The organism is Sphingomonas sp., assembly GCF_035317925.1.
Classification (GTDB): domain Bacteria; phylum Pseudomonadota; class Alphaproteobacteria; order Sphingomonadales; family Sphingomonadaceae; genus Sphingomonas_I.
The window spans coordinates 1-18,104 of the sequence record NZ_DATHFV010000022.1 but is presented as its reverse complement, the minus strand read 5'-3'; the positions used below and the strand labels follow the sequence as shown (position 1 = coordinate 18,104).

Below are 18,104 nucleotides of genomic sequence, written 5' to 3'. Positions count from 1 at the left end.
CAGCTCGACGGCCAATCCGTTGGCCGGCGGTCTGTCGACGGCGCGCTATCGCTCGAACAGCATCCTGGCGAGCCTAGTGTACAACTTCGGCGAGAAGGCTCCGCCTCCCCCGCCGCCTCCGCCTCCGCCGCCGCCGCCTCCTCCGCCCCCGCCGCCTCCGCCGCCGCCTCCGCCGCCGGCAGTGACGCCTGGGCCGTTCATCGTGTTCTTCGACTGGAACAAGTCGGATATCACGCCGGAGGCAGCTTCGATCCTCGACAATGCGGCGCAAGCCTACACGACCACGGGTTCTGCCCAGGTCATGCTGGCCGGCTATACCGACACGTCGGGTACCGCGAGCTACAACATGGGTCTCTCGCAGCGTCGTGCCGACGCGGTGAAGGCCTACCTGGCCGGCAAGGGCGTGCCTGATGCCGCACTCACCACCCAGGCGTTCGGCGAGACCAAGCTTCTCGTTCAGACCGCCGACGGTGTGCGCGAGCCGCAGAACCGCCGCGTGGAGATCACCTTCGGTCCGAATTCGGGTCAGTAAGGGAAGCCTTCACGGCAAAGAATTGGGGTCGGCCAGCAATGGCCGGCCCCTTTTCTTTTGTGCGGAAAACATCGCCCGGACCGGTTCCAGGTTGAGGACGGCCTAGATCAGCGGATAGCGGGCGACGGCCTCATAACTGGCGCCCTCGTGACCGAGCCGGCTTTCGAACAGGATGAAGGCGTCGATCGTCACCGGCGCGCTGGCGAGTCCGGCGATGCGGGCGAGGAAGGGCTCGACCGGCCCCGCCTGCCGCCCCAGCCGGGCGAGCGTGATATGCGGCGTGAAGGCCCGCGTGTCGGGTTCGACCCCCGCGCGGGTCAGCGCGCGGTCGATCCGGTCGTGCAACTGCTTCAGGGCCTCGTCCGGAGCGATCCCCGCCCACAGGCTATGGACATGGCCCTTATGGTCGAAGCTGCCCGCACCGCGAAGCGCGATCGCCGGGCGGGGATGATCGACCGCCGCAAGGCAGGCGGCGATATCGTCGGCCAAAGGCCGGTCGACCTCGCCGATAAAGCGCACCGTCAGATGCAGTTGATCGTCGCTCTGCCAGCGCGCGCCGGGTACGCCGCCCATCGCGTCCAGCAGCTGTTCGCGCGTGGCGCGCGGAGGGCGCAAGGCGACAAACAAGCGATGCATCAGAAGCCTTTAAATCGCATTGCGACCACCTGCGACCGCTTTCGCTTGAAAAGGGACGGGCGCACGACGATATTCACCCCGCGCCGATGTGGCGCATGAGGAGCTATTTAGAGATGGCAAATTGGTCCGACCCCTGGACGAATGGCGCTGCGACCGCTTCGGTCGGCACGCGGACCGCGTCCCATGATGCGGGTCTCAGGTCCTACATGCTTTCGGTCTACAACTACATGACGTCGGGCGTGTTGCTGACCGGCATCGTGTCCCTGCTGTTCGCCAAATGGCTGGGCGTCGACCAGGGCCCGCAGGTCGCGGCCGCGCATCTTGCGAGCCTCGGCCCGCTGCGCCTGGTGATCATGCTCGCGCCGCTCGGCTTCGTGATGGTGTTGAGCTTCGGCATCAACCGGCTGTCGACGGTCGCGGCGCAAGCCATGTTCTGGGCATTTGCCGCGGTGATGGGCCTGTCGCTGTCGACGATCTTCATCGTCTACACCTACGCGTCGGTTGCGCAGACCTTCTTCGCGTCGGCCGCGGCTTTCGCGGGCCTCAGCCTGTGGGGCTACACGACCAAGCGCAACCTGACCGGCATGGGCCAGTTCCTGATCATGGGCGTGGTCGGCATCCTCGTCGCGATGCTGATCAACATGTTCTTGCAATCGGGGCCGCTGGATCTGGTGATCAGCGTTTTGGGCGTGCTGCTGTTCGCGGGCCTTACCGCCTACGACACGCAGAAGATCAAGAGCATGTACTTCGCGGTGCAGGGCTCGGAGTTCGCCGCCAAGTCGGTCGTGATGGGCGCGCTGACGCTCTATCTCGACTTCATCAACATGTTCATGTTCCTGCTGCGCTTCATGGGCAACCGCCGCTAAGCGCAACGGACGAGACCAAAAAAGGAAGGCCCCGCTTCGGCGGGGCCTTTTTTTGTGGCAGGACCGGCGCGATGAACCCCGATCAGGCACATTTCCTCGGCGTGGATTTCGACCGGCGCGACATGGCCGCGACCGAGGCCTGGCTGGCCGACCGTCCGGCGGACGCGCCGTTCGCCTTCGTCATCACCCCCAATGTCGACCATGTGGTGAAGCTGGATCGGGCACCGCGCGACGCCGAGATCCGTACGGCCTATGCTTTGGCCGCTCTGCGCCTGTGCGACAGCCGGATCGTGGCCACGCTGGCGCGGACGCGCGGGGTCGACCTGCCGGTGGTGCCGGGCAGCGACCTGACGGCGTACCTCTTCCAGCAGATCGCGAAGCCGGGCGACCGCATCTGCCTGATCGGCGGCGATGCGCCGATGCTGGCCGAATTGCGCGCGCTTCGCCCCGATCTCGATATCGTCCAGCATATCCCACCGATGGGGATGCTGAAGAATCCCGCAGCGATGACGGCGGCAGCGGCGTTCGTGCGCAACGCCAAAGCGCGCTTCACCCTGCTCGCGGTGGCGATGCCGCAGCAGGAGATTTTGGCGCTGCGCGTCGCCCAGGCGGGTGGGGCGAGCGGCATCGGCCTGTGCATCGGCGCGTCGCTCGATTTCCTGACGGGGCGCAAGGCACGCGCGCCGTTGTGGATGCGCAGGGCCAGCCTCGAATGGCTTCACCGCCTTCTGTCCGAACCGAAACGGCTGTGGCGGCGCTATCTGATCGAAGGGCCGCGCGTCTTCCTGCTGACGATGCGGTGGCGCCGGCCCTAAAGCCCGCGCGGCGGCCGCAGATGCGCGTCGAGGAAATCGACCGCCTGCTGCCATGCGGCGGCATAGGCCGCCTTGTCCTCGGTCGCCGCGAGCGCCGGCAGGCGCAGGATCGGGACCGCGCCGTCCGCCATTCCAGGCTCCGTGTTGCCGAAGGCGACGCCGCAGGTGAGTAATGTGCCCGGCGCGGCGGCGATCCGTTCCACCAGCGCGCCGCCCCAGCCGAGGCCGATCGCGGCGACCTTGCCGGTGGCGTAGGCGTTGGTCGCGAGCCAGCGCACCGTCGCCACGCCTTCGTCGAGCGAGGCGAGTGCCTTGGGCGCGCAGGCGACATAGCCCGCCAGCGCGAGCGCGTCGGTCAGCCCGAGCGCGAATTGATCCGCGCCGCCGGTATCGTGCACGACCAGCACCGCCGGCTGGGGCCCGTGCGCTTTGGCGGGGACCGCCATATAGCCGTGCAGTTCATAGCCGGGGCCGGGCCAGTGGATCGCGCCGATCTTGGGCGGCGGCGGGGGCTTGGCGGCGTGCGCGGGGAAGGCCGCGAAGGCGAAGGTCCCGGCGACGAAAGCGCGCCGGTCGGGCACCTTCAGAAGCTCATCTCGTCATAGATGCGCGAAATGTCGCCACCCCATTCGCCATTGTATCGATCGAGCAGGCGCTGAGCCGGAACCTTGCCGCTGGCGACGATCTCGCGCAGCGGATCGAGGAAGCCCGTCTCGTCGTCGCCAGATCCGTTGAAGCGCTTGCGCGCCGCCAGGCCCTTGTGGGCGATATCGAGGATCTGGGTGCCCAATTGCTGGAAAGTCCGCCCGCGCGGGCCTTTCGCGGCCAGGCCGAGCTTCGGAACCTCGTCACGGATGCGGTGATGATCCTCGATCGTCCAATGCTTGACCTCGTCCCACGCCGCGTCCAGCGCGTCGTCGTCATACAGCAGGCCGACCCAGAAAGCGGGCAGCGCGCAAATCTTGTTCCACGGGCCGCCATCGGCGCCGCGCATCTCGAGGAAGCTCTTCAGCCGCACCTCGGGGAAGGCAGTCGAAAGATGGTCGACCCAGTCGGCGATGCGCGGCTTTTCGCCCGGCAGGACCGGCAATTTGCCGTCGAGGAAATCGCGGAACGACAGGCCGGACGCATCGATATAGCCGCCGTTACGGAAGGCGAAGTACATCGGTACGTCGAGCATGTAGTCGGCGTAGCGTTCGTAACCGAAGCCATCCTCGAACACGAACGGCAGCATGCCGGTGCGGTACGGATCGGTGTCGGTCCAGATATGGCTGCGATAGGAGAGATAGCCGTTGGGCTTGCCCTCGGTGAAGGGCGAGTTGGCGAAAAGCGCGGTCGCGAGCGGTTGCAGCGCGAGGCTGACGCGGAACTTCTTCACCATGTCGGCCTCGCTCGCATAATCGAGGTTGGTCTGGATGGTGCAGGTGCGCAGCATCATGTCGAGCCCGAGCTGGCCGACGCGCGGCATGTGCCGCAGCATGATCTCATAGCGGCCCTTGGGCATGATCGGCAGTTCGGCGCGGGTCTTGTCCGGCCAGAAGCCGAGGCCGAGAAAGCCCATGCCGAGCTTCTCGCCGATTTCCTTGACCTGGTGCAGATGGCGGCCGGTTTCGGCGCAGGTCTCGTGGAGATTGTCGAGCGGCGCGCCCGACAATTCGAACTGGCCGGCCGGCTCGAGACTGACATTGCCGTCCGGTCCGGCGAGCGCGATGATATTCTCGCCCTCATAGACCGGTTCCCACCCGAACTTGGTGAGGCCGATCATCAGCGCGTGGATGCCGCCCTTTTCCTCGTAGGAGGGAGCATGGTGGTCGCCGACCGCATAGACGAACTTTTCATGCTCGGTGCCGATGCGCCAGGCGCTCTTCGGCTTTTCGCCTTTGGAGAACACGCCGATCATATCGGCACGGCTCTCGATCAGCGGGTCGGGGCCGGCCTCTGCCGTACGCGTCGTCATCGCGGCGCACATAATCATACCGATCGGTTAGCGCCAGTCTCCGGCCAGGCACATCCACGCGGAAATCGCGGCGGCGGCGGCAGTCTCGGCCCGAAGGATGCGCGGTCCCAGCGATACGGCGACCGCGCCCGCGGTGGCGCGGATCATTTCGCGCTCCTCGGTCGTGAACCCGCCTTCGGGTCCGATCAGGATCGCGGTCGGCCCCGATTTCGCAATTTCGATCAAGGGCGCGCCGCCACTTTCGTCGGCGAAGATCAAAGTCCGGGTCTGATCCCAGCCCTTGAGCAGAGCAGGCAATTTCACCGGTTCGGCCAGTTCGGGGAGCGCGGTGCGGTCGCATTGCTCGGCGGCTTCGATCGCATTGGCACGCAGCCGATCGAGATTGAGCCGGTCGACGATCGTGCGCTGGGTGATGACGGGCTGGAGACGTGCGGCGCCCAGTTCGGTCGCTTTTTCGACCAGCCAGTCGATCGGGCCTTTCTTGATCGGCGCGAACAGCAGCCACAGATCGGGCACCGCCTCGCGTTCGCGCAGTTTCGACGTTAGCTTGAGCGTGACGCTGCGCTTGGCCGTCTCGATGACTTCGGCGAGCCATTCGCCGGTGCGATCGTCGAACAGCCGCACCGGATCGCCGGTCTTCAGCCGCATGACGTTGCCGAGATAATTGGCCTGCGCGCCGTCGAGCGGCAGGATCATCCCTTCGCCGAGCCCCTGGTCGACGAACAGGCGCGGCGTGCTTGCGGGTGGCCAGGCGGGGGTGGCGGGCATGGCCCGCTTATACCGGTCCGTCACCCCAGCGAAAGCTGGGGTCTCTGGAGATCAAGCGCTCGTCTCATGAGATGCCAGCTTTCGCTGGCATGACGGGCTTGGCTTACTGCTGCGGGGGCTGGCCGCCGCCGGCTGCGGCGCGCGCGGCCTGGCGTTCGTCCGGGGTGAGGATGCCGTCGTGATTGGCGTCGGCGGCGTCGAACGCGGCGTCGGCGTGCGCCTTGGCCTCTGCCGACGTGACCTTGCCGTCATGGTTGGCGTCGGATTCGGTGAACATCTTGGTGACGCGGCCGGTCATGCGCGGATTGTCGCCCATCAGCTTGGTGAAGGCGTCGATTTCGCTCTGATCGATCGAGCCGTCATGATTGGTGTCGAGCTGATCGAAGATCATCTGCGCGCGCTGTTCGGCGTCGGCTTTGGTTTGGGACTGGCCACCATTGCCGCGCGGGCCGCCGCCGGCATCCTGGGCGTAAGCGGGGGTGACGATCAGCAAAGGCAGTGCGGCGATCAGCAGACGATTCATGGGCTTATCCTCAAGAAAAGGCGTCGCGCCTGTAGGGCGGCGCGGTGGAACAGCGGATGAACGGCTTGCCGCCCGGCCGATGCTTGGGCAGGACGGACCCGTGAGCGCGCCGACCGACATCGTTCCCGACAGCGAGCATCGCGGATTGCTCGGCCTGCTCCCGCAGCGTGCGCGCGATCTGATCCAGCTGGCGCGGTTCGACCGGCCGATCGGGGCATGGCTGCTTTACTGGCCGGGGGCATGGGCGATCGCGCTGAGCGGCCAGGCTTTTACGCGCTGGGATCTGCTCTTGTGGTTCTTCCTCGGCGCGGTGGCGATGCGCGGCGCGGGCTGCGTCTATAACGACATTGTCGACCGCGACCTCGACCGGAGAGTGGCGCGCACGCGCGAACGGCCGGTCGCGAGCGGGCGGGTCTCGCTGAAGCTCGCCTGGACGTGGCTGGTGACGCTCTGCCTGATCGGGCTGGTGGTGCTGATCCAGCTCAACCTCACCGCCGCGATCCTGGCGCTGGCGAGCCTCGCCCCGGTGGCGGCCTATCCCTTCATGAAGCGCATCACCTGGTGGCCGCAGGCGTGGCTGGGGATCGTCTTTTCCTGGGCGGGGCTGGTCGGCTGGCCGGCGGCATCTGGCCGGATCGAGCCGGCGATGCTGTTCCTCTATGCCGGGTCGATCGCCTGGGTGATCGGTTACGACACGATCTACGCGCTGCAGGATGTCGAGGACGACGCGCTCGCCGGGGTCAAATCCTCGGCGCGGGCGCTGGGCGAACGGGCGCAGGTCGGTATCGCGATTTTTTATCTCGCCGCCTTGCTCCTGTGGGGCGTGGTGATCTGGCGCGTGCGGCCGGAAGCGCTGGCGTTGGTCGCCTTGCTTCCGGTCGCAGGCCATTTGCTGTGGCAGGTGGCAGGCCTGAAGCGGGAGGATGGCGCCGACGCACTGATGCGCTTCCGATCCAACCGCTTCGCCGGCCTGCTGATGTTCCTCGGCTGCCTGGTGGTGGGCACCGCCTCCTAGGCGGCGAGCCGCTCGATCACGCCGGTCGCGCCGTCGATCGCCTGGGTCCGCTGGTCGGGGCCCATCGCGACGCCCTCGGCGAGGACGAACTCGGGCGTGATGCCGATGAAGCCGAAGGCCGCCTTCAAATAGGTCTCGGCATGTTCGAACGCCGCCACGGGCGAACCCGCGCCATACAGACCGCCGCGCGACAGAGCGACGATCAGGCGCTTGTCGCCGGCGAGGCCCTGGGGACCCTCGGGGCCGTAGGAAAAAGTCTCGCCCGCGATGAAGATGCGGTCGAGCCACGCCTTGAGCTGGCTCGGCAGCGTGAAATTATACATCGGCACGCCGATCACGACCGTATCGCTGGCGAGGAACTGGTCGAGCAGGGCGCGGCTCTCGGGCGAGGCGGCGGGGAGGTGGCCGAGCGTGAGATGCTCGATCGGTTCGGCGACCAGGTCGCGGTAGCTGACTTCCAGCGACGGATCGGCGGCGCGCAGCTTGCCGACGATCGCGGCTGAAAGCTGGCGGCTGACCGAGTTGTCGCCGGTGATGCTTGAATCCAGGTGAAGCAGTTTCATATTAATAGCCTTTCCGGTATCAGTTTGTTACCGGGGCACCATATGTAACCATGCATTTGGGCCTACAAGGAGGCACTATTTTGTCACCTGAGAACATCGATGTGACCTTGGCGCAATGCCCGACCGAGCCGTTGGGGCCGCAGCATATACGCTGCCGCAGCATCACGCCGATCCTGCAGCGGATCGGCGACAAATGGAGCATCCTGATCGTGATGATGCTCGCGCACGGCCCGCGCCGCTTCAACGAATTGAAGCGGTTGGTGGACGGCATCTCGCAGCGCATGCTGACGCTCAATCTGCGCGGGCTGGAGCGCGAGGGGCTGATCAGCCGCAAGATCTTCCCGACGATCCCGCCCAAGGTGGAATATGCGCTCACCGACCTCGGCAAGTCGCTCTGTATGCACGTTATCGCGCTTGGCCGATGGGCCGAGGAGAATTACGACGCGATCGACGCCGCGCGGCAGGCATTCGATGCGCGCAACGAGGCGGATGATCCGCTTTCGTTTGCCGATCTTCCTGCCTAAGGGCAGACCGATGTTCTCCGTCCCCGATGCCGAAACCAAGGTCGCCGATCTGGTCGCCGCCGCCAAGCGCGCGGGGGCCGATGCCGCCGACGCTTTCTATTATCGCAACGCCTCGACCGAGGTGCAGGTGCGCCTCGGCGCGCTCGAGGATGTCGGTCGGTCCGACGGCGAGGAGATCGGCCTCAGGCTATTCGTCGGCAAGAGATCGGCGAGCGTGTCTTCGTCGGACCTGTCGAAGGATGCGCTGACCGCTTTGGTCGACCGTGCCGCGGCGATGGCGCGCGAAGCGCCCGAGGATGATTATGCCGGCCTCGCGCCCGCCGACCGCCTGCTCAAGGGCGAGGCGATCGCGATCGATGGCGACGATGGCGCCGATCCGTCGCCCGCGTCGCTGCGCGAGCGCGCATTGGCCGCCGAGGATGCGGCGCGCGCCGTGGCCGGCGTCACCAACAGCGAAGGCGCGGGCGCGAGCGCGGGCCGGACGTTGACCGCGCTCGCCACCTCGACCGGCTTCGCGCGCGGCTTCCTGACCTCGGGTTATGGCTGTTCGGCGAGCGTGATCGCGGGCGAGGGCTCGGGCATGCAGCGCGATTATGCCTATCATTCGACCCGGCATCTCGCCGACCTCGAAGGCGCGGAAGAGATCGGCGCGCGCGCGGGCAAGCGCGCGGTCCAGCGGGTCAATCCGGGCAAGCTTTCCTCCGGCCCGATGCCGGTGGTGTTCGATCCGCGCGTCGGATCGAGCCTGATCGGTCATCTCGCCGGCGCGATCACGGGCGCGGCGATCGCGCGCAAGACCAGCTTCCTGCTGGGCAAGCGCGGCGAGCGGATCTTCGCGCACGGCATCACCATCCGCGACGATCCGCACCGCCTGCGCGGCCTGCGCAGCCGCGCGTTCGACGGCGAAGGCCTGCCGACCCTGCCGATGAACATCGTCGCCGACGGCGTGCTCCAGACCTGGCTGCTCGACAGTGCCTCGGCGCGGCAATTGGGCGAGGCCCCGACCGGCCACGCCTCGCGCGGCGGCAGTGGCGCGCCCGGCGCGGGGACGAGCAACCTGTTCCTCGAAGCGGGCACGCTGTCAGTCGCGGATCTGGCCGGCGACATCAAACTGGGCGTGTTCGTGACCGAGCTGATCGGTCAGGGCGTCAATGGCATCACCGGCGACTACAGCCGAGGCGCGTCGGGATTCGTGATCCGCGACGGGCAATTGGCCGAGCCGGTCGCGGAGATCACCATCGCCGGCAATCTGACCGATATGTTCCTCCATCTGACGCCCGCCGACGACTTGATATTCCGCCGCGCGATGGACGTGCCGACGTTGCGCATCGACGGCATGACGATCGCCGGTGCCTGAAGCGCTGATCGATCGGGTCGCGGCGGCTGCCGCGGAGGCGGGCAAGCTCGCGCTCGATCGCTGGGAAACGGACTTCCGCCGCTGGGAGAAGGCGCCCGGCAGCCCGGTGTGCGAGGTGGATCTCGCGGTCGACGAACTGCTCAAGCTGCGCCTGAAAGAGATCGATCCCGCAGCCGGCTGGTTGTCGGAGGAGACCGCCGACAATGATGCGCGGCTCGGCCTGTCGCGGGTATGGGTGGTCGATCCGATCGACGGCACGCGCGATTATCTGCGCGGCCGGCCCGGCTGGTGCATATCGGTCGCTTTAGTCGAGGATCATCAGGTGGTGCTGGGCGTGCTCGATGCCCCGGCGCGCGGTGAGCAGTGGCGCGCGGTCGCCGGCGGCGGCGCGACCCGCAATGGCCTGGTGCTGCGCGCGTCGATGCGGACCGCGCTGCCGGGTGCGCGCGTGCCCGCCGACACTTTGCCCAAGATCGATGAGGATCTGATCGCGGTGCCGCGCGCCAATTCGATCGCGCTGCGCATCGCGATGGTCGCCGCCGACAAGGCCGATCTGTGCGCGTCGTTGCGCTGGGGCAACGAATGGGACCTCGCCGCCGCCGCCTTGATCGCCGAGGAAGCGGGCGCGACCGTCACCGACGCGCTCGGCGTGCCGATCCGTTATAACGGCAGCGCGGCGGAGGCGTTCGGCGTGCTGGCTAGCGCGCCGGCGATCCATACCGCCGCCGTCGCGCGGCTGGCCGAGCGGGCCAGCGCGGCGAGCATCCAGCCGCGATAAAGCGAACTTGCTGCGGCGCAGCATTCCTTCAGTTCGCTTTTGATGTTTTTTGCGTTTTTCGGACCATCTCCCCTTAGGGAGAAGCCTATTGTGCGGCGCGGCGCGAAATACCCAGTCGCGGCAGGTCGATCGCCGGGCAGCGGTCCATCACCACCTTCAGACCTGCCGCCTCGGCGCGGGCGGCAGCCTCATGGTTTATCACGCCGATCTGCAGCCACACCGATTTGGCGCCGGCGGCGATGGCTTCGTCGACGGCCTCGCCCGCCGCGATCGGACGGCGGAAGATGTCGACCATGTCGATCGGCTCGCCGATTTGGGCAAGCTCGCGCCAGACATATTCGCCATGGACATGCTCGCCCGTGATCTGCGGGTTCACGGGCAGGACGCGATAGCCCCAATCCTGCAGTACCCGCATGACATTGTAGCTCGGCTGGTCGGGCCGGTCCGACGCGCCGATCAAGGCGATCGTGCGCGTCTCGGACAGAAGCTGAGCGATATCGGCGTCGGTGGTCAGGGGCATGAGGCTATAACCGCCCTAGACCTTGATCGTTTCAGGCTCGTTGCCTGAAGCGTGAATCGAGGTCTCAACAAATCCGCCTATCGGTTCAGCCGGGCGGCGACTTCGCGCGCGACCGCCGCGAACGGGGCGGGATCGGGCGTGCCCGCGTCGGACGCCTTGCGGATGTCGATCGCGAGCGGAATGCGGCCGAGGAAGGGCAGGCCGAGCCGTGCCGCTTCGGCCTCGGTGCCGCCATTGCCGAACGGATCGGAGATTTCGCCGCAACTGGGACATTGATAGCCCGCCATATTCTCGACCAGGCCGATGATCGGCACGCCCGCCTTGTTGAACAGGTCGATCGCGCGCTCGGCGTCGATTAGCGCCAGGTCCTGCGGGGTCGAGACGATCACCGCGCCGGCAGGCTTGTGCTTCTGGATCATCGACAATTGCACGTCGCCGGTGCCGGGCGGCATGTCGACGATCAGGATTTCGGCTCCGCCCCAATGCGCATCGACCAGTTGATCGAGCGCCTTGCCCGCCATCGGTCCGCGCCACGCCACCGCCTGGCCGGGCGCGACCAGCTGGCCGAGCGACAGCATCGGCACGCCGGATTTGGTCAGGACCGGCACCAGCTTGCCGTCATGCGCTTCGGGCTTCACGTCCGCGTCGAGCAGGCGCGGCTGGGACGGACCGTAAATATCGGCATCGACCAGTCCGACTTTCATCCCCATCCGCATCAACGCGATGGCGAGGTTGGCGGCGACGGTCGATTTGCCGACCCCGCCCTTGCCGCTCGCGACCGCGATCAGGCGCGGGCCGGCGGCGCGTTCAGCGGTGAGCAAGATGCGGACATTCTCGACCCCTGGCACTGCCGAAAGGGCGGCGCGCGCCTGTTGCTCGACCGCGTCGCGCTCGACGGCGTCGAGGCCGCCGACCTCGATCATCGCGTCGACCGTGCCGCCCGCCTGACGCGGCGCCGCCGCGCGGCCGGAGGCAACCAGCCCCACGCCGGTCGAGGGGTCGATCACGCGGTCGAGTGCGGTGGAAAGGACGTCGGATCCAGCCATGCGCGGGCCCTTAAGCCCTCATGTCGGCGAGGGCACTGTTTTTCCGACCCGCCGCCATTATAAGGGCTCCCATGCAAGACGATGTACCGGGTGCGGTGCTGAGCGAAGGCGGCCCCTGGGGCGGCGGTTCGGACGGCGGCGAAGGCGACAAAAGCAACAAGCCCTGGGCGAAACCACGCCCGGGCGGGGCCGGCCCATCCGCGCTCGACGCGCTGATCCAGCGCGGACGCGCGCGCTTCGGCGGTGGCGGCGATGGCGGGGGCTTCCACGCACCGCATCTGGGCGGCCTGTGGCAATGGGGCTTGGTCGTGCTGTTGCTGTTGTGGATCGCGATCACCAGCACCCACACGATCGGCCCGCAGGAACGCGGCGTGGTCACGCGCTTCGGCAAATATGTCGGTACGCTGGATCCGGGCCTCGGCTGGACCCTGCCTGCGCCGATCGAGCTCGTCACCAAGGTCGATGTCGACAATATCCACGTGATCGATATCGATACCGGATCGTCGGACGGAACGACCGGCCAGAATCTGGTGCTGACCGGTGACAGGAACCTTATCGACCTCGCTTATTCGGTGCGGTGGAGCAAGCGCGACCCCGAACTCTATCTGTTCGAGTTGCAGGATCCGGAAGGCACGATCAAGGAAGTGGCCGAAAGCGCGATGCGCGAGGCGATCGCGCGCGTGACGCTGGATCAGGCGATCGGATCGCAGCGCAGCCAGATCGAACAGGCGGTCGCGTTGCGCGCGCAAGAATTGCTCGATTCTTACCATGCCGGTGTCGTCATCCAGGGCGTCGCGATCAAGCAGGCCGATCCGCCGAGCGAAGTGGTCGACGCGTTCAAGGAAGTGTCGGCCGCGCAGCAGCTCGCGCAATCCTACAAGAACCAGGCCAACGCCTATGCGACCCAGGTCGTCGCCAAGGCGGAGGGCGAGGCGACCGCGTTCGATGCGGTCTATGCCCAATATAAGCTCAACCCCGAGGTTACGCGGCGGCGCATGTATTACGAGACGATGGAACGGGTGCTGGCCAAGACCGACAAGACGATCATCGAGCCGCGCAACGTGGTGCCTTATCTGGCACCGCCCGCCGCCAAGCCGCAGGAGCCCGCCAAGTGAGCGCGATCGACTGGATCCGCCGCAATCCCGTGCTGTGGCTGGGGGTGGCGCTGGTGGCGATCGCGGTCGCGCTGAGCAGCTTCGCGATCGTGCCCGAGACCAAGCAGGCGGTGGTGATTCGCTTCGGCGTGCCACGCCGGATCATGAACGCGTACAATCCCAAAGAGGATTTCGGGCACACTGGGGCAGGCCTTGCCGCCAAGTGGCCGTTCGTCGAGCAGCTCGTCTGGGTCGACAAGCGCGTGCTCGATTTCGACATGCCGCGCCAATCGGTGTTGTCGACCGACCAATTCCGGCTCGAGGTTGATGCCTTCGCGCGGTATCGGATCGTCAATCCGGTGCGGATGTATGTCACCGCGCAGAGCGAACGCCGGGTGGGCGACGCCTTGAAACCGATCCTCGGCTCAGCCTTGCGCAACGAGCTCGGCAAGCGGCCCTTTGCCGCATTGCTGACGCCCGAACGCGATGTCGTGATGGGCAATATCCGCAACGCGCTCGCCAAGGTTGCCGCGCAATATGGTGCGGAGATCGTCGACGTGCGGATCAAGCGCGCCGATCTGCCCGACGGCACGCCGCTTGAGAGCGCCTTCACCAGCATGCGCACGGCGCGCCAGCAACAGGCTTTGACGATCCAGGCCGAAGGCAAGCGCGAGGCGCAGGTTATCCAGGGCAATGCCGATGCGAATGCCGCCCAGATCTATTCGGCCAGCTTCGGCAAGGACCCCGCTTTCTATGATTTCTACCGGGCGATGCAGTCCTACAAGGTGACGTTCGGCACGGATGACCCCTCGCCGCGCGGCGCCGCCACGATCCTGTTGTCGCCCGACAATGATTATCTGCGGCAGTTCATGGGTAAGAAGTAAGCAGCGGCGGTGTCGTCCACGCCATTCAATTTGCATTCAGCCGTGGAGCAACACAGTTCGTCGTCCGTTCCCGGATAATGGGGGTCGATGGGTCAACCCCGCCCCCGAAAATCTCAGGAGAGTTACACAGTGCGCTATGCCTATGCCGTAACCGCCGCGATGCTGCTTGGCGGCGCCGCCGCGACCGTGGTGACGCAGTCGCCGCTGGGCGCGCAGGTCGCACAGAACGCGCCCTCGCAAATGGCCGCGGTCGCGCCGCGCGGCGCGCCGATGAGCTTCGCCGATCTGACCGAGAAATTGGCGCCGGCCGTGGTCAATATCTCGACCACCCAGAAGGTGCAGATCAACAAGCAGCAGAATCCGTTCGCGGGATCGCCGCTTGAGGATTTCTTCCGCCGGTTCGGCGGGCAGCAGGGCGGCGGTGGCGGCACCGACGATAACGGCCAGCCGGCGACGCGCGAAGCGGTGTCGCTCGGTTCCGGGTTCATCATCTCGGCCGACGGCTTTATCGTCACCAACAACCACGTCATTTCGGGCGTGCCGACCGATCAGGGCAAGGTCACCGTATCGTCGATCACGGTCACTTTGCCCGACCATAAGGAATATAAGGCGACCGTCGTCGGCAAGGATGCCGCGTCCGATCTCGCCGTGCTCAAGATCGACGCGAAGAATCTGCCGTTCGTGCAGTTTGCCGATTCGACCAAGACGCGCGTCGGCGATTGGGTGATCGCGATCGGCAATCCGTTCGCGCTGGGCGGCACGGTCACCGCCGGTATCGTCTCGGCGATCCATCGGTCGATCAGCTCCGGTCCTTATGACCGCTACATCCAGACCGACGCGGCGATCAACCAGGGCAATTCGGGCGGCCCGATGTTCGACCTCAACGGCAATGTGGTCGGCATCAACACCGCCATTTATTCGCCGTCGGGCGGCAATGTCGGTATCGGCTTCGCGATTCCCGCCGAGCAGGCCAAGCCGGTCGTGCTGCAGCTGATGAAGGGCGAGCGCATCCATCGCGGTTATCTGGGCGTCCAGATCCAGCCGATGTCGGACGATATCGCGCAATCGCTCAAGCTGCCCAAAGATCGTGGCGAGATCGTCGCGCATATCGAGCCCGGCCAGCCGGCGGCGCGCGCGGGCGTCCAGCAGGGCGACGTGATCGTCAAGATCAACGGCCAGGACGTCACGCCCGACAACACCTTGTCGTTCATAGTCGCCGGCCTGCCGGTCGGTTCCAAGGTGACGATCGACGTGATCCGCAACGGCAAGCCGGTAACCCTGACCGCCATGCTGGCCGAACGGCCGCCGGAAGATCAGCTCAACCCGGACGAACAGGACAATGACAATGACGGCGCGCCAGATACGGGCAGCCAGGCCGCCCCGAACGGCCTGCGGGCTTCGCTCGGCCTGTCGTTGCAGACGCTGACGCCGCAGATCGCGCAGCAGCTCGGCCTGACGGCGGGGACGCATGGCGTGGTCGTGACCGGTGTCGACGATTCGAGCGATGCGGGCTCCAAGGGCCTGCAGCCGCGCGACGTGATCCTGGCGATCGCGAACCGGTCGGTCACCAATGTCGCCGAAGCGGCCGCCGCGGTCGATGCCGCGAAGAAGGATGGCTCCAAGACAGTGCTGTTGCTGGTCCAGCGCGGCAATCGTCCGGCGACCTATCTGGGCGTCGATCTGACCGGCAAGTAAGCGAAGCGTCGCTCCGGCTCCGGCCGGGGCGGCGGCTTCAAGCCTTGCAGGCGTCCATGGCTTTCGGCTCGGGGCGCGGTCCTTCGGCCTTGTAGAGCGCGAGATAGCCGCCCGCCTGCGGCATCGTCTTGCGCTCGACCAAGGTGTAGCCGACCGTCTTGAATTCGCAGTCGAGCAGGGCCGGCGGGGTGCCGTGCGCCTGGGTCGGGCGGTCGGCATCGACCACCGCCACCATCCCGCCCGGCGCGAGCGAGGGGCGCAGGTTCCACAGGAATTCGTAGGGCTCTTCGATCTCATGGTACATGTGGACCATGAAGATGCGGTCGAAACTGCCCCCGGGCAGGCCCGGATCGGCGGGCCGGCCGAGCTTGACCGAGACATTGTCGAGCCGGTCGCGGTAGACGCGGTCCGCCAGCCGATCGTGGAACAGGCGGACGATGTCCTCGGCCAGCACACGACCCTTGGGCCCGACGCGGGCGGACAGGCGGATCGTATAATAACCTTCGCCCGCGCCGATATCGGCGACGGTCATACCCGATTTGACGTCGGCAGCGTGCATCACCGCTTCGGCCTCGCCCCTGCGGTCGCGGTCGGGCTCGTTTGACCAGCTGCCTGAAACCGTCTTGGCGACTGGGCGCGCGGCTTGAGGGAAGCCGTCGGTGGTGCGCGGTTCGTCCGACGCGCGGCTGCAGCCCGCGAGAAGCAAAGCCAGCGCTATCGCCCGGCCTCTCAATCCACGTCCTCCACCTCGACCGTCTCGCCGGTGACGCGCTGGGACAGCGCCGCCGCCATGAACTTGTCGAGATCGCCGTCGAGCACGTCGCTCGGCGCGGTCGAAGTCGCGCCGGTGCGCAGATCCTTCACCAGCTGATAGGGCTGGAGCACGTAGGAGCGGATCTGGTGGCCCCAGCCGATATCGGTCTTGCCGGCATTGGTGGCATTCGCCTCTTCCTCGCGCTTGCGCAACTCCGCCTCGTACATCCGCGCCTTGAGCTGCTTCATCGCCTCGGCCTTGTTCTTGTGCTGCGAACGCTGGTTCTGGCACTGGACGACGATGTTGGTCGGGATATGCGTGATGCGCACCGCCGAATCGGTGGTGTTGATATGCTGCCCGCCCGCGCCCGACGCGCGATAGGTGTCGATGCGCAGGTCGCTGTCGTTGATGACGATGTCGATATCGTCGTCGACCTCAGGATAGACCCACACGCTGGCGAAGCTAGTGTGGCGGCGCGCGGCGCTGTCATAGGGGCTGATGCGGACCAGGCGGTGCACGCCGCTCTCGGTCTTGGCATAACCATAGGCGTTCTCGCCCTTGATCAGCAAAGTCGCGGACTTGATCCCCGCCTGTTCGCCGGCATGATGATCGATCAGTTCGACCTTCATGCCATGGCGTTCGGCCCAGCGCGTATACATGCGCTGGAGCATGCCCGCCCAATCCTGGCTTTCGGTGCCGCCGGCGCCGGCATTGACCTCGACGTAGCTGTTGTTGGCGTCGGCCTCGCCCGCGAGCAGGGCCATGACCTTGTCGTGGTCGGCGCGTTCGGCGAGCTCGGCGAGCGACTTCACACCGTCGTCGACGAGCGCGTCGTCGCCCTCGCCTTCGGCCATGTCCATCAATTCGACCGTGTCGTCGCGCTCCCGTTCGATCGAACGGACCGCGTTGATCGATTCCTCCAGCCGGCGGCGTTCCTGCATCACGCTCTGCGCCTGCTTGGGATCGTCCCACAATTTGGGGTCTTCGACGCGATTGTTGAGCTCGTCGAGGCGCCGCACCGCGCGATCCCAATCGATGAAACGGCGGACCAGGGCCATCGCGGCGTCGATCTGGTCGATATGGGCTTGCGCTTCAGCGCGCATGAATAGTCTCCGGTAAACTGTCAGGCCCACGGGCTAGCGGGCTCGGGTCCGGCGACAATGCCGGGCAGGGATAGTCCCTAGTTAGTAAATCCCACCCTGCTGCTGCAAGAAGTCGCTGTCATTGCGCACCGCCTTGGCCTGCGCCTTGGGCGCCGCCGCCGCGGCCAGCTCCTGCCTTGTGGCGGCGCGGCGGGGTTCGCTTTCGGGCTTGAACGCTTCCCAGATGATCGCGCTCTTGGGATCATTGTCGTCGGGCCAGCCGTCGAACACCTTCTTGCCCGACCGCCGGTCGATCCGCACCAGGCGGATGCCGGGCGGGGCACGGAACGGCACAACCGGCATGTCCTTCATCGCTATTGCCGCGAACTGGCGGAAGATCGGGGCGGCGAGTGTGCCGCCTTGGGCGTAGCCGCCCATCGGGCGCGGCCGATCGAAGCCCATATAGACGCCGCCGACTAGATCGGGCGATCCGCCGACGAACCAGACGTTGGTCGGCCCGGTATTGGTGCCGGTCTTGCCGAACAAGGGCCGGTTGAGGTCGCGCAGCACGGTCGCGGTGCCGCGCTGGATCACGCCCTCCATGATGTGGACCATCTGATAGGCGGTCATCGGATCGAGCACCTGGGCCGAGCGGATGCGCGGGCGCGGCATCGCGCCGCCGTTCCAGTCCCGCG

At 66.6% G+C, this 18,104-nt stretch carries 20 protein-coding genes and 1 pseudogene; 10 read left to right on the top strand and 11 right to left on the bottom strand.

Annotated elements, in window-relative coordinates; genetic code table 11:
- The coding region (locus tag VK533_RS01445) for an OmpA family protein (RefSeq protein WP_324374305.1) at positions 1 to 532 on the top strand (532 nt) is incomplete at its 5' end.
- A 102-nt stretch (positions 533 to 634) separates the two neighbouring features.
- Here the strand turns inward: VK533_RS01445 and thpR are convergent.
- Positions 635 to 1,168: an RNA 2',3'-cyclic phosphodiesterase gene (gene thpR / locus VK533_RS01440; protein WP_324374303.1), complete on the bottom strand. Its 534-nt coding sequence runs from the start codon at positions 1,166 to 1,168 to the stop codon at positions 635 to 637.
- A 113-nt stretch (positions 1,169 to 1,281) separates the two neighbouring features.
- Between thpR and VK533_RS01435 the strand changes: the two genes are divergently transcribed.
- Positions 1,282 to 2,034 (top strand): Bax inhibitor-1/YccA family protein, encoded by a 753-nt coding sequence (locus tag VK533_RS01435; protein WP_324374301.1) that lies wholly within the window; start codon positions 1,282 to 1,284, stop codon positions 2,032 to 2,034.
- A 71-nt stretch (positions 2,035 to 2,105) separates the two neighbouring features.
- The gene (locus VK533_RS01430; protein WP_324374299.1) at positions 2,106 to 2,849 is read left to right on the top strand and encodes a WecB/TagA/CpsF family glycosyltransferase; all 744 of its coding nucleotides are present in this window, start codon (positions 2,106 to 2,108) and stop codon (positions 2,847 to 2,849) included.
- Here the strand turns inward: VK533_RS01430 and VK533_RS01425 are convergent.
- The 4 genes from VK533_RS01425 to VK533_RS01410 form a co-directional block, all read right to left on the bottom strand.
- Positions 2,846 to 3,430, bottom strand: a complete 585-nt coding sequence (locus VK533_RS01425; protein ID WP_324374297.1) for a dienelactone hydrolase family protein — start codon at positions 3,428 to 3,430, stop codon at positions 2,846 to 2,848. The genes VK533_RS01430 and VK533_RS01425 overlap by 4 nt on opposite strands.
- A gap of 2 nt (positions 3,431 to 3,432) precedes the next feature.
- On the bottom strand, positions 3,433 to 4,806 hold the full coding sequence (locus VK533_RS01420) for a glutamate--cysteine ligase (protein ID WP_324374295.1): 1,374 nt from the start codon (positions 4,804 to 4,806) through the stop codon (positions 3,433 to 3,435).
- 27 nt (positions 4,807 to 4,833) lie between these two features.
- Positions 4,834 to 5,574 (bottom strand): 16S rRNA (uracil(1498)-N(3))-methyltransferase, encoded by a 741-nt coding sequence (locus VK533_RS01415; RefSeq protein WP_324374293.1) that lies wholly within the window; start codon positions 5,572 to 5,574, stop codon positions 4,834 to 4,836.
- 103 nt (positions 5,575 to 5,677) lie between these two features.
- On the bottom strand, positions 5,678 to 6,097 hold the full coding sequence (locus VK533_RS01410; RefSeq protein ID WP_324374291.1) for an EF-hand domain-containing protein: 420 nt from the start codon (positions 6,095 to 6,097) through the stop codon (positions 5,678 to 5,680).
- Between the two features lie 79 nt (positions 6,098 to 6,176).
- Here VK533_RS01410 and ubiA point away from each other — a divergent pair, with 79 nt between their 5' ends.
- Positions 6,177 to 7,112 carry a 4-hydroxybenzoate octaprenyltransferase gene (gene ubiA / locus VK533_RS01405; RefSeq protein ID WP_324374289.1) on the top strand — a complete coding sequence of 312 codons (936 nt, stop codon included), beginning with the start codon at positions 6,177 to 6,179 and terminating at the stop codon, positions 7,110 to 7,112.
- On the opposite strand, the gene VK533_RS01400 is transcribed toward ubiA, so the two are convergent.
- A complete protein-coding gene (locus tag VK533_RS01400; RefSeq protein ID WP_324374287.1) occupies positions 7,109 to 7,675 on the bottom strand; it encodes an FMN-dependent NADH-azoreductase in 567 nt (188 codons plus the stop codon). The two genes, ubiA and VK533_RS01400, sit on opposite strands and share 4 nt — an antisense overlap.
- Before the next feature lie 80 nt (positions 7,676 to 7,755).
- On the opposite strand from VK533_RS01400, the gene VK533_RS01395 reads away from it, so the two are divergent.
- Genes VK533_RS01395 through VK533_RS01385 form a run of 3 tightly spaced genes read left to right on the top strand, consistent with a single transcriptional unit; the run spans position 7,756 to position 10,334 of the window.
- Complete coding sequence (locus VK533_RS01395) at positions 7,756 to 8,199, top strand: helix-turn-helix domain-containing protein (RefSeq protein ID WP_324374286.1); 444 nt, start codon at positions 7,756 to 7,758, stop codon at positions 8,197 to 8,199.
- A gap of 10 nt (positions 8,200 to 8,209) precedes the next feature.
- Entirely contained in the window at positions 8,210 to 9,556 is a 1,347-nt protein-coding gene (locus VK533_RS01390; protein ID WP_324374284.1) for a TldD/PmbA family protein, read from the top strand.
- Positions 9,549 to 10,334, top strand: coding sequence for an inositol monophosphatase family protein (locus tag VK533_RS01385; protein WP_324374282.1), 786 nt, complete (start codon positions 9,549 to 9,551; stop codon positions 10,332 to 10,334). The genes VK533_RS01390 and VK533_RS01385 overlap by 8 nt, the downstream gene beginning before the upstream one ends.
- Before the next feature lie 85 nt (positions 10,335 to 10,419).
- Here VK533_RS01385 and VK533_RS01380 read toward each other — a convergent pair whose 3' ends face one another.
- Entirely contained in the window at positions 10,420 to 10,854 is a 435-nt protein-coding gene (locus tag VK533_RS01380) for a CoA-binding protein (protein ID WP_324374280.1), read from the bottom strand.
- Positions 10,855 to 10,931: 77 nt separating this feature from the next.
- Positions 10,932 to 11,900, bottom strand: a complete 969-nt coding sequence (locus VK533_RS01375) for an Mrp/NBP35 family ATP-binding protein (RefSeq protein ID WP_324374278.1) — start codon at positions 11,898 to 11,900, stop codon at positions 10,932 to 10,934.
- A 71-nt stretch (positions 11,901 to 11,971) separates the two neighbouring features.
- Between VK533_RS01375 and hflK the strand changes: the two genes are divergently transcribed.
- From hflK to VK533_RS01360, 3 genes are all read left to right on the top strand, one after another.
- Positions 11,972 to 13,015: an FtsH protease activity modulator HflK gene (gene hflK, locus VK533_RS01370; protein ID WP_324374277.1), complete on the top strand. Its 1,044-nt coding sequence runs from the start codon at positions 11,972 to 11,974 to the stop codon at positions 13,013 to 13,015.
- A 5-nt stretch (positions 13,016 to 13,020) separates the two neighbouring features.
- Entirely contained in the window at positions 13,021 to 13,878 is an 858-nt protein-coding gene (locus tag VK533_RS01365; RefSeq protein ID WP_324374307.1) for a protease modulator HflC, read from the top strand.
- A 129-nt stretch (positions 13,879 to 14,007) separates the two neighbouring features.
- Positions 14,008 to 15,573, top strand: coding sequence for a Do family serine endopeptidase (locus tag VK533_RS01360; protein WP_324374275.1), 1,566 nt, complete (start codon positions 14,008 to 14,010; stop codon positions 15,571 to 15,573).
- A 37-nt stretch (positions 15,574 to 15,610) separates the two neighbouring features.
- On the opposite strand, the gene VK533_RS01355 is transcribed toward VK533_RS01360, so the two are convergent.
- The 3 genes and pseudogenes from VK533_RS01355 to VK533_RS01345 form a co-directional block, all read right to left on the bottom strand.
- Entirely contained in the window at positions 15,611 to 16,279 is a 669-nt protein-coding gene (locus VK533_RS01355) for a class I SAM-dependent methyltransferase (RefSeq protein ID WP_324374273.1), read from the bottom strand.
- A 23-nt stretch (positions 16,280 to 16,302) separates the two neighbouring features.
- Positions 16,303 to 17,430, bottom strand: a complete 1,128-nt coding sequence (gene prfB, locus VK533_RS01350; protein ID WP_324374271.1) for a peptide chain release factor 2 — start codon at positions 17,428 to 17,430, stop codon at positions 16,303 to 16,305.
- 81 nt (positions 17,431 to 17,511) lie between these two features.
- A pseudogene (locus VK533_RS01345) lies at positions 17,512 to 18,104 on the bottom strand (penicillin-binding protein); the annotation flags it as partial.

Excerpts from the sequence above, each read along its gene's own strand:
- VK533_RS01435 (WP_324374301.1), top strand. The coding sequence starts at position 1,282 with ATGGCAAATTGGTCCGACCCCTGGACGAATGGCGCTGCGACCGCTTCG.
- VK533_RS01375 (WP_324374278.1), bottom strand. The coding sequence starts at position 11,900 with ATGGCTGGATCCGACGTCCTTTCCACCGCACTCGACCGCGTGATCGAC.
- hflK (WP_324374277.1), top strand. The coding sequence starts at position 11,972 with ATGCAAGACGATGTACCGGGTGCGGTGCTGAGCGAAGGCGGCCCCTGG.
- VK533_RS01380 (WP_324374280.1), bottom strand. The coding sequence starts at position 10,854 with ATGCCCCTGACCACCGACGCCGATATCGCTCAGCTTCTGTCCGAGACG.
- thpR (WP_324374303.1), bottom strand. The coding sequence starts at position 1,168 with ATGCATCGCTTGTTTGTCGCCTTGCGCCCTCCGCGCGCCACGCGCGAA.
- VK533_RS01410 (WP_324374291.1), bottom strand. The coding sequence starts at position 6,097 with ATGAATCGTCTGCTGATCGCCGCACTGCCTTTGCTGATCGTCACCCCC.
- VK533_RS01420 (WP_324374295.1), bottom strand. The coding sequence starts at position 4,806 with ATGACGACGCGTACGGCAGAGGCCGGCCCCGACCCGCTGATCGAGAGC.
- VK533_RS01415 (WP_324374293.1), bottom strand. The coding sequence starts at position 5,574 with ATGCCCGCCACCCCCGCCTGGCCACCCGCAAGCACGCCGCGCCTGTTC.
- prfB (WP_324374271.1), bottom strand. The coding sequence starts at position 17,430 with ATGCGCGCTGAAGCGCAAGCCCATATCGACCAGATCGACGCCGCGATG.
- ubiA (WP_324374289.1), top strand. The coding sequence starts at position 6,177 with ATGCTTGGGCAGGACGGACCCGTGAGCGCGCCGACCGACATCGTTCCC.
- VK533_RS01430 (WP_324374299.1), top strand. The coding sequence starts at position 2,106 with ATGAACCCCGATCAGGCACATTTCCTCGGCGTGGATTTCGACCGGCGC.
- VK533_RS01390 (WP_324374284.1), top strand. The coding sequence starts at position 8,210 with ATGTTCTCCGTCCCCGATGCCGAAACCAAGGTCGCCGATCTGGTCGCC.
- VK533_RS01400 (WP_324374287.1), bottom strand. The coding sequence starts at position 7,675 with ATGAAACTGCTTCACCTGGATTCAAGCATCACCGGCGACAACTCGGTC.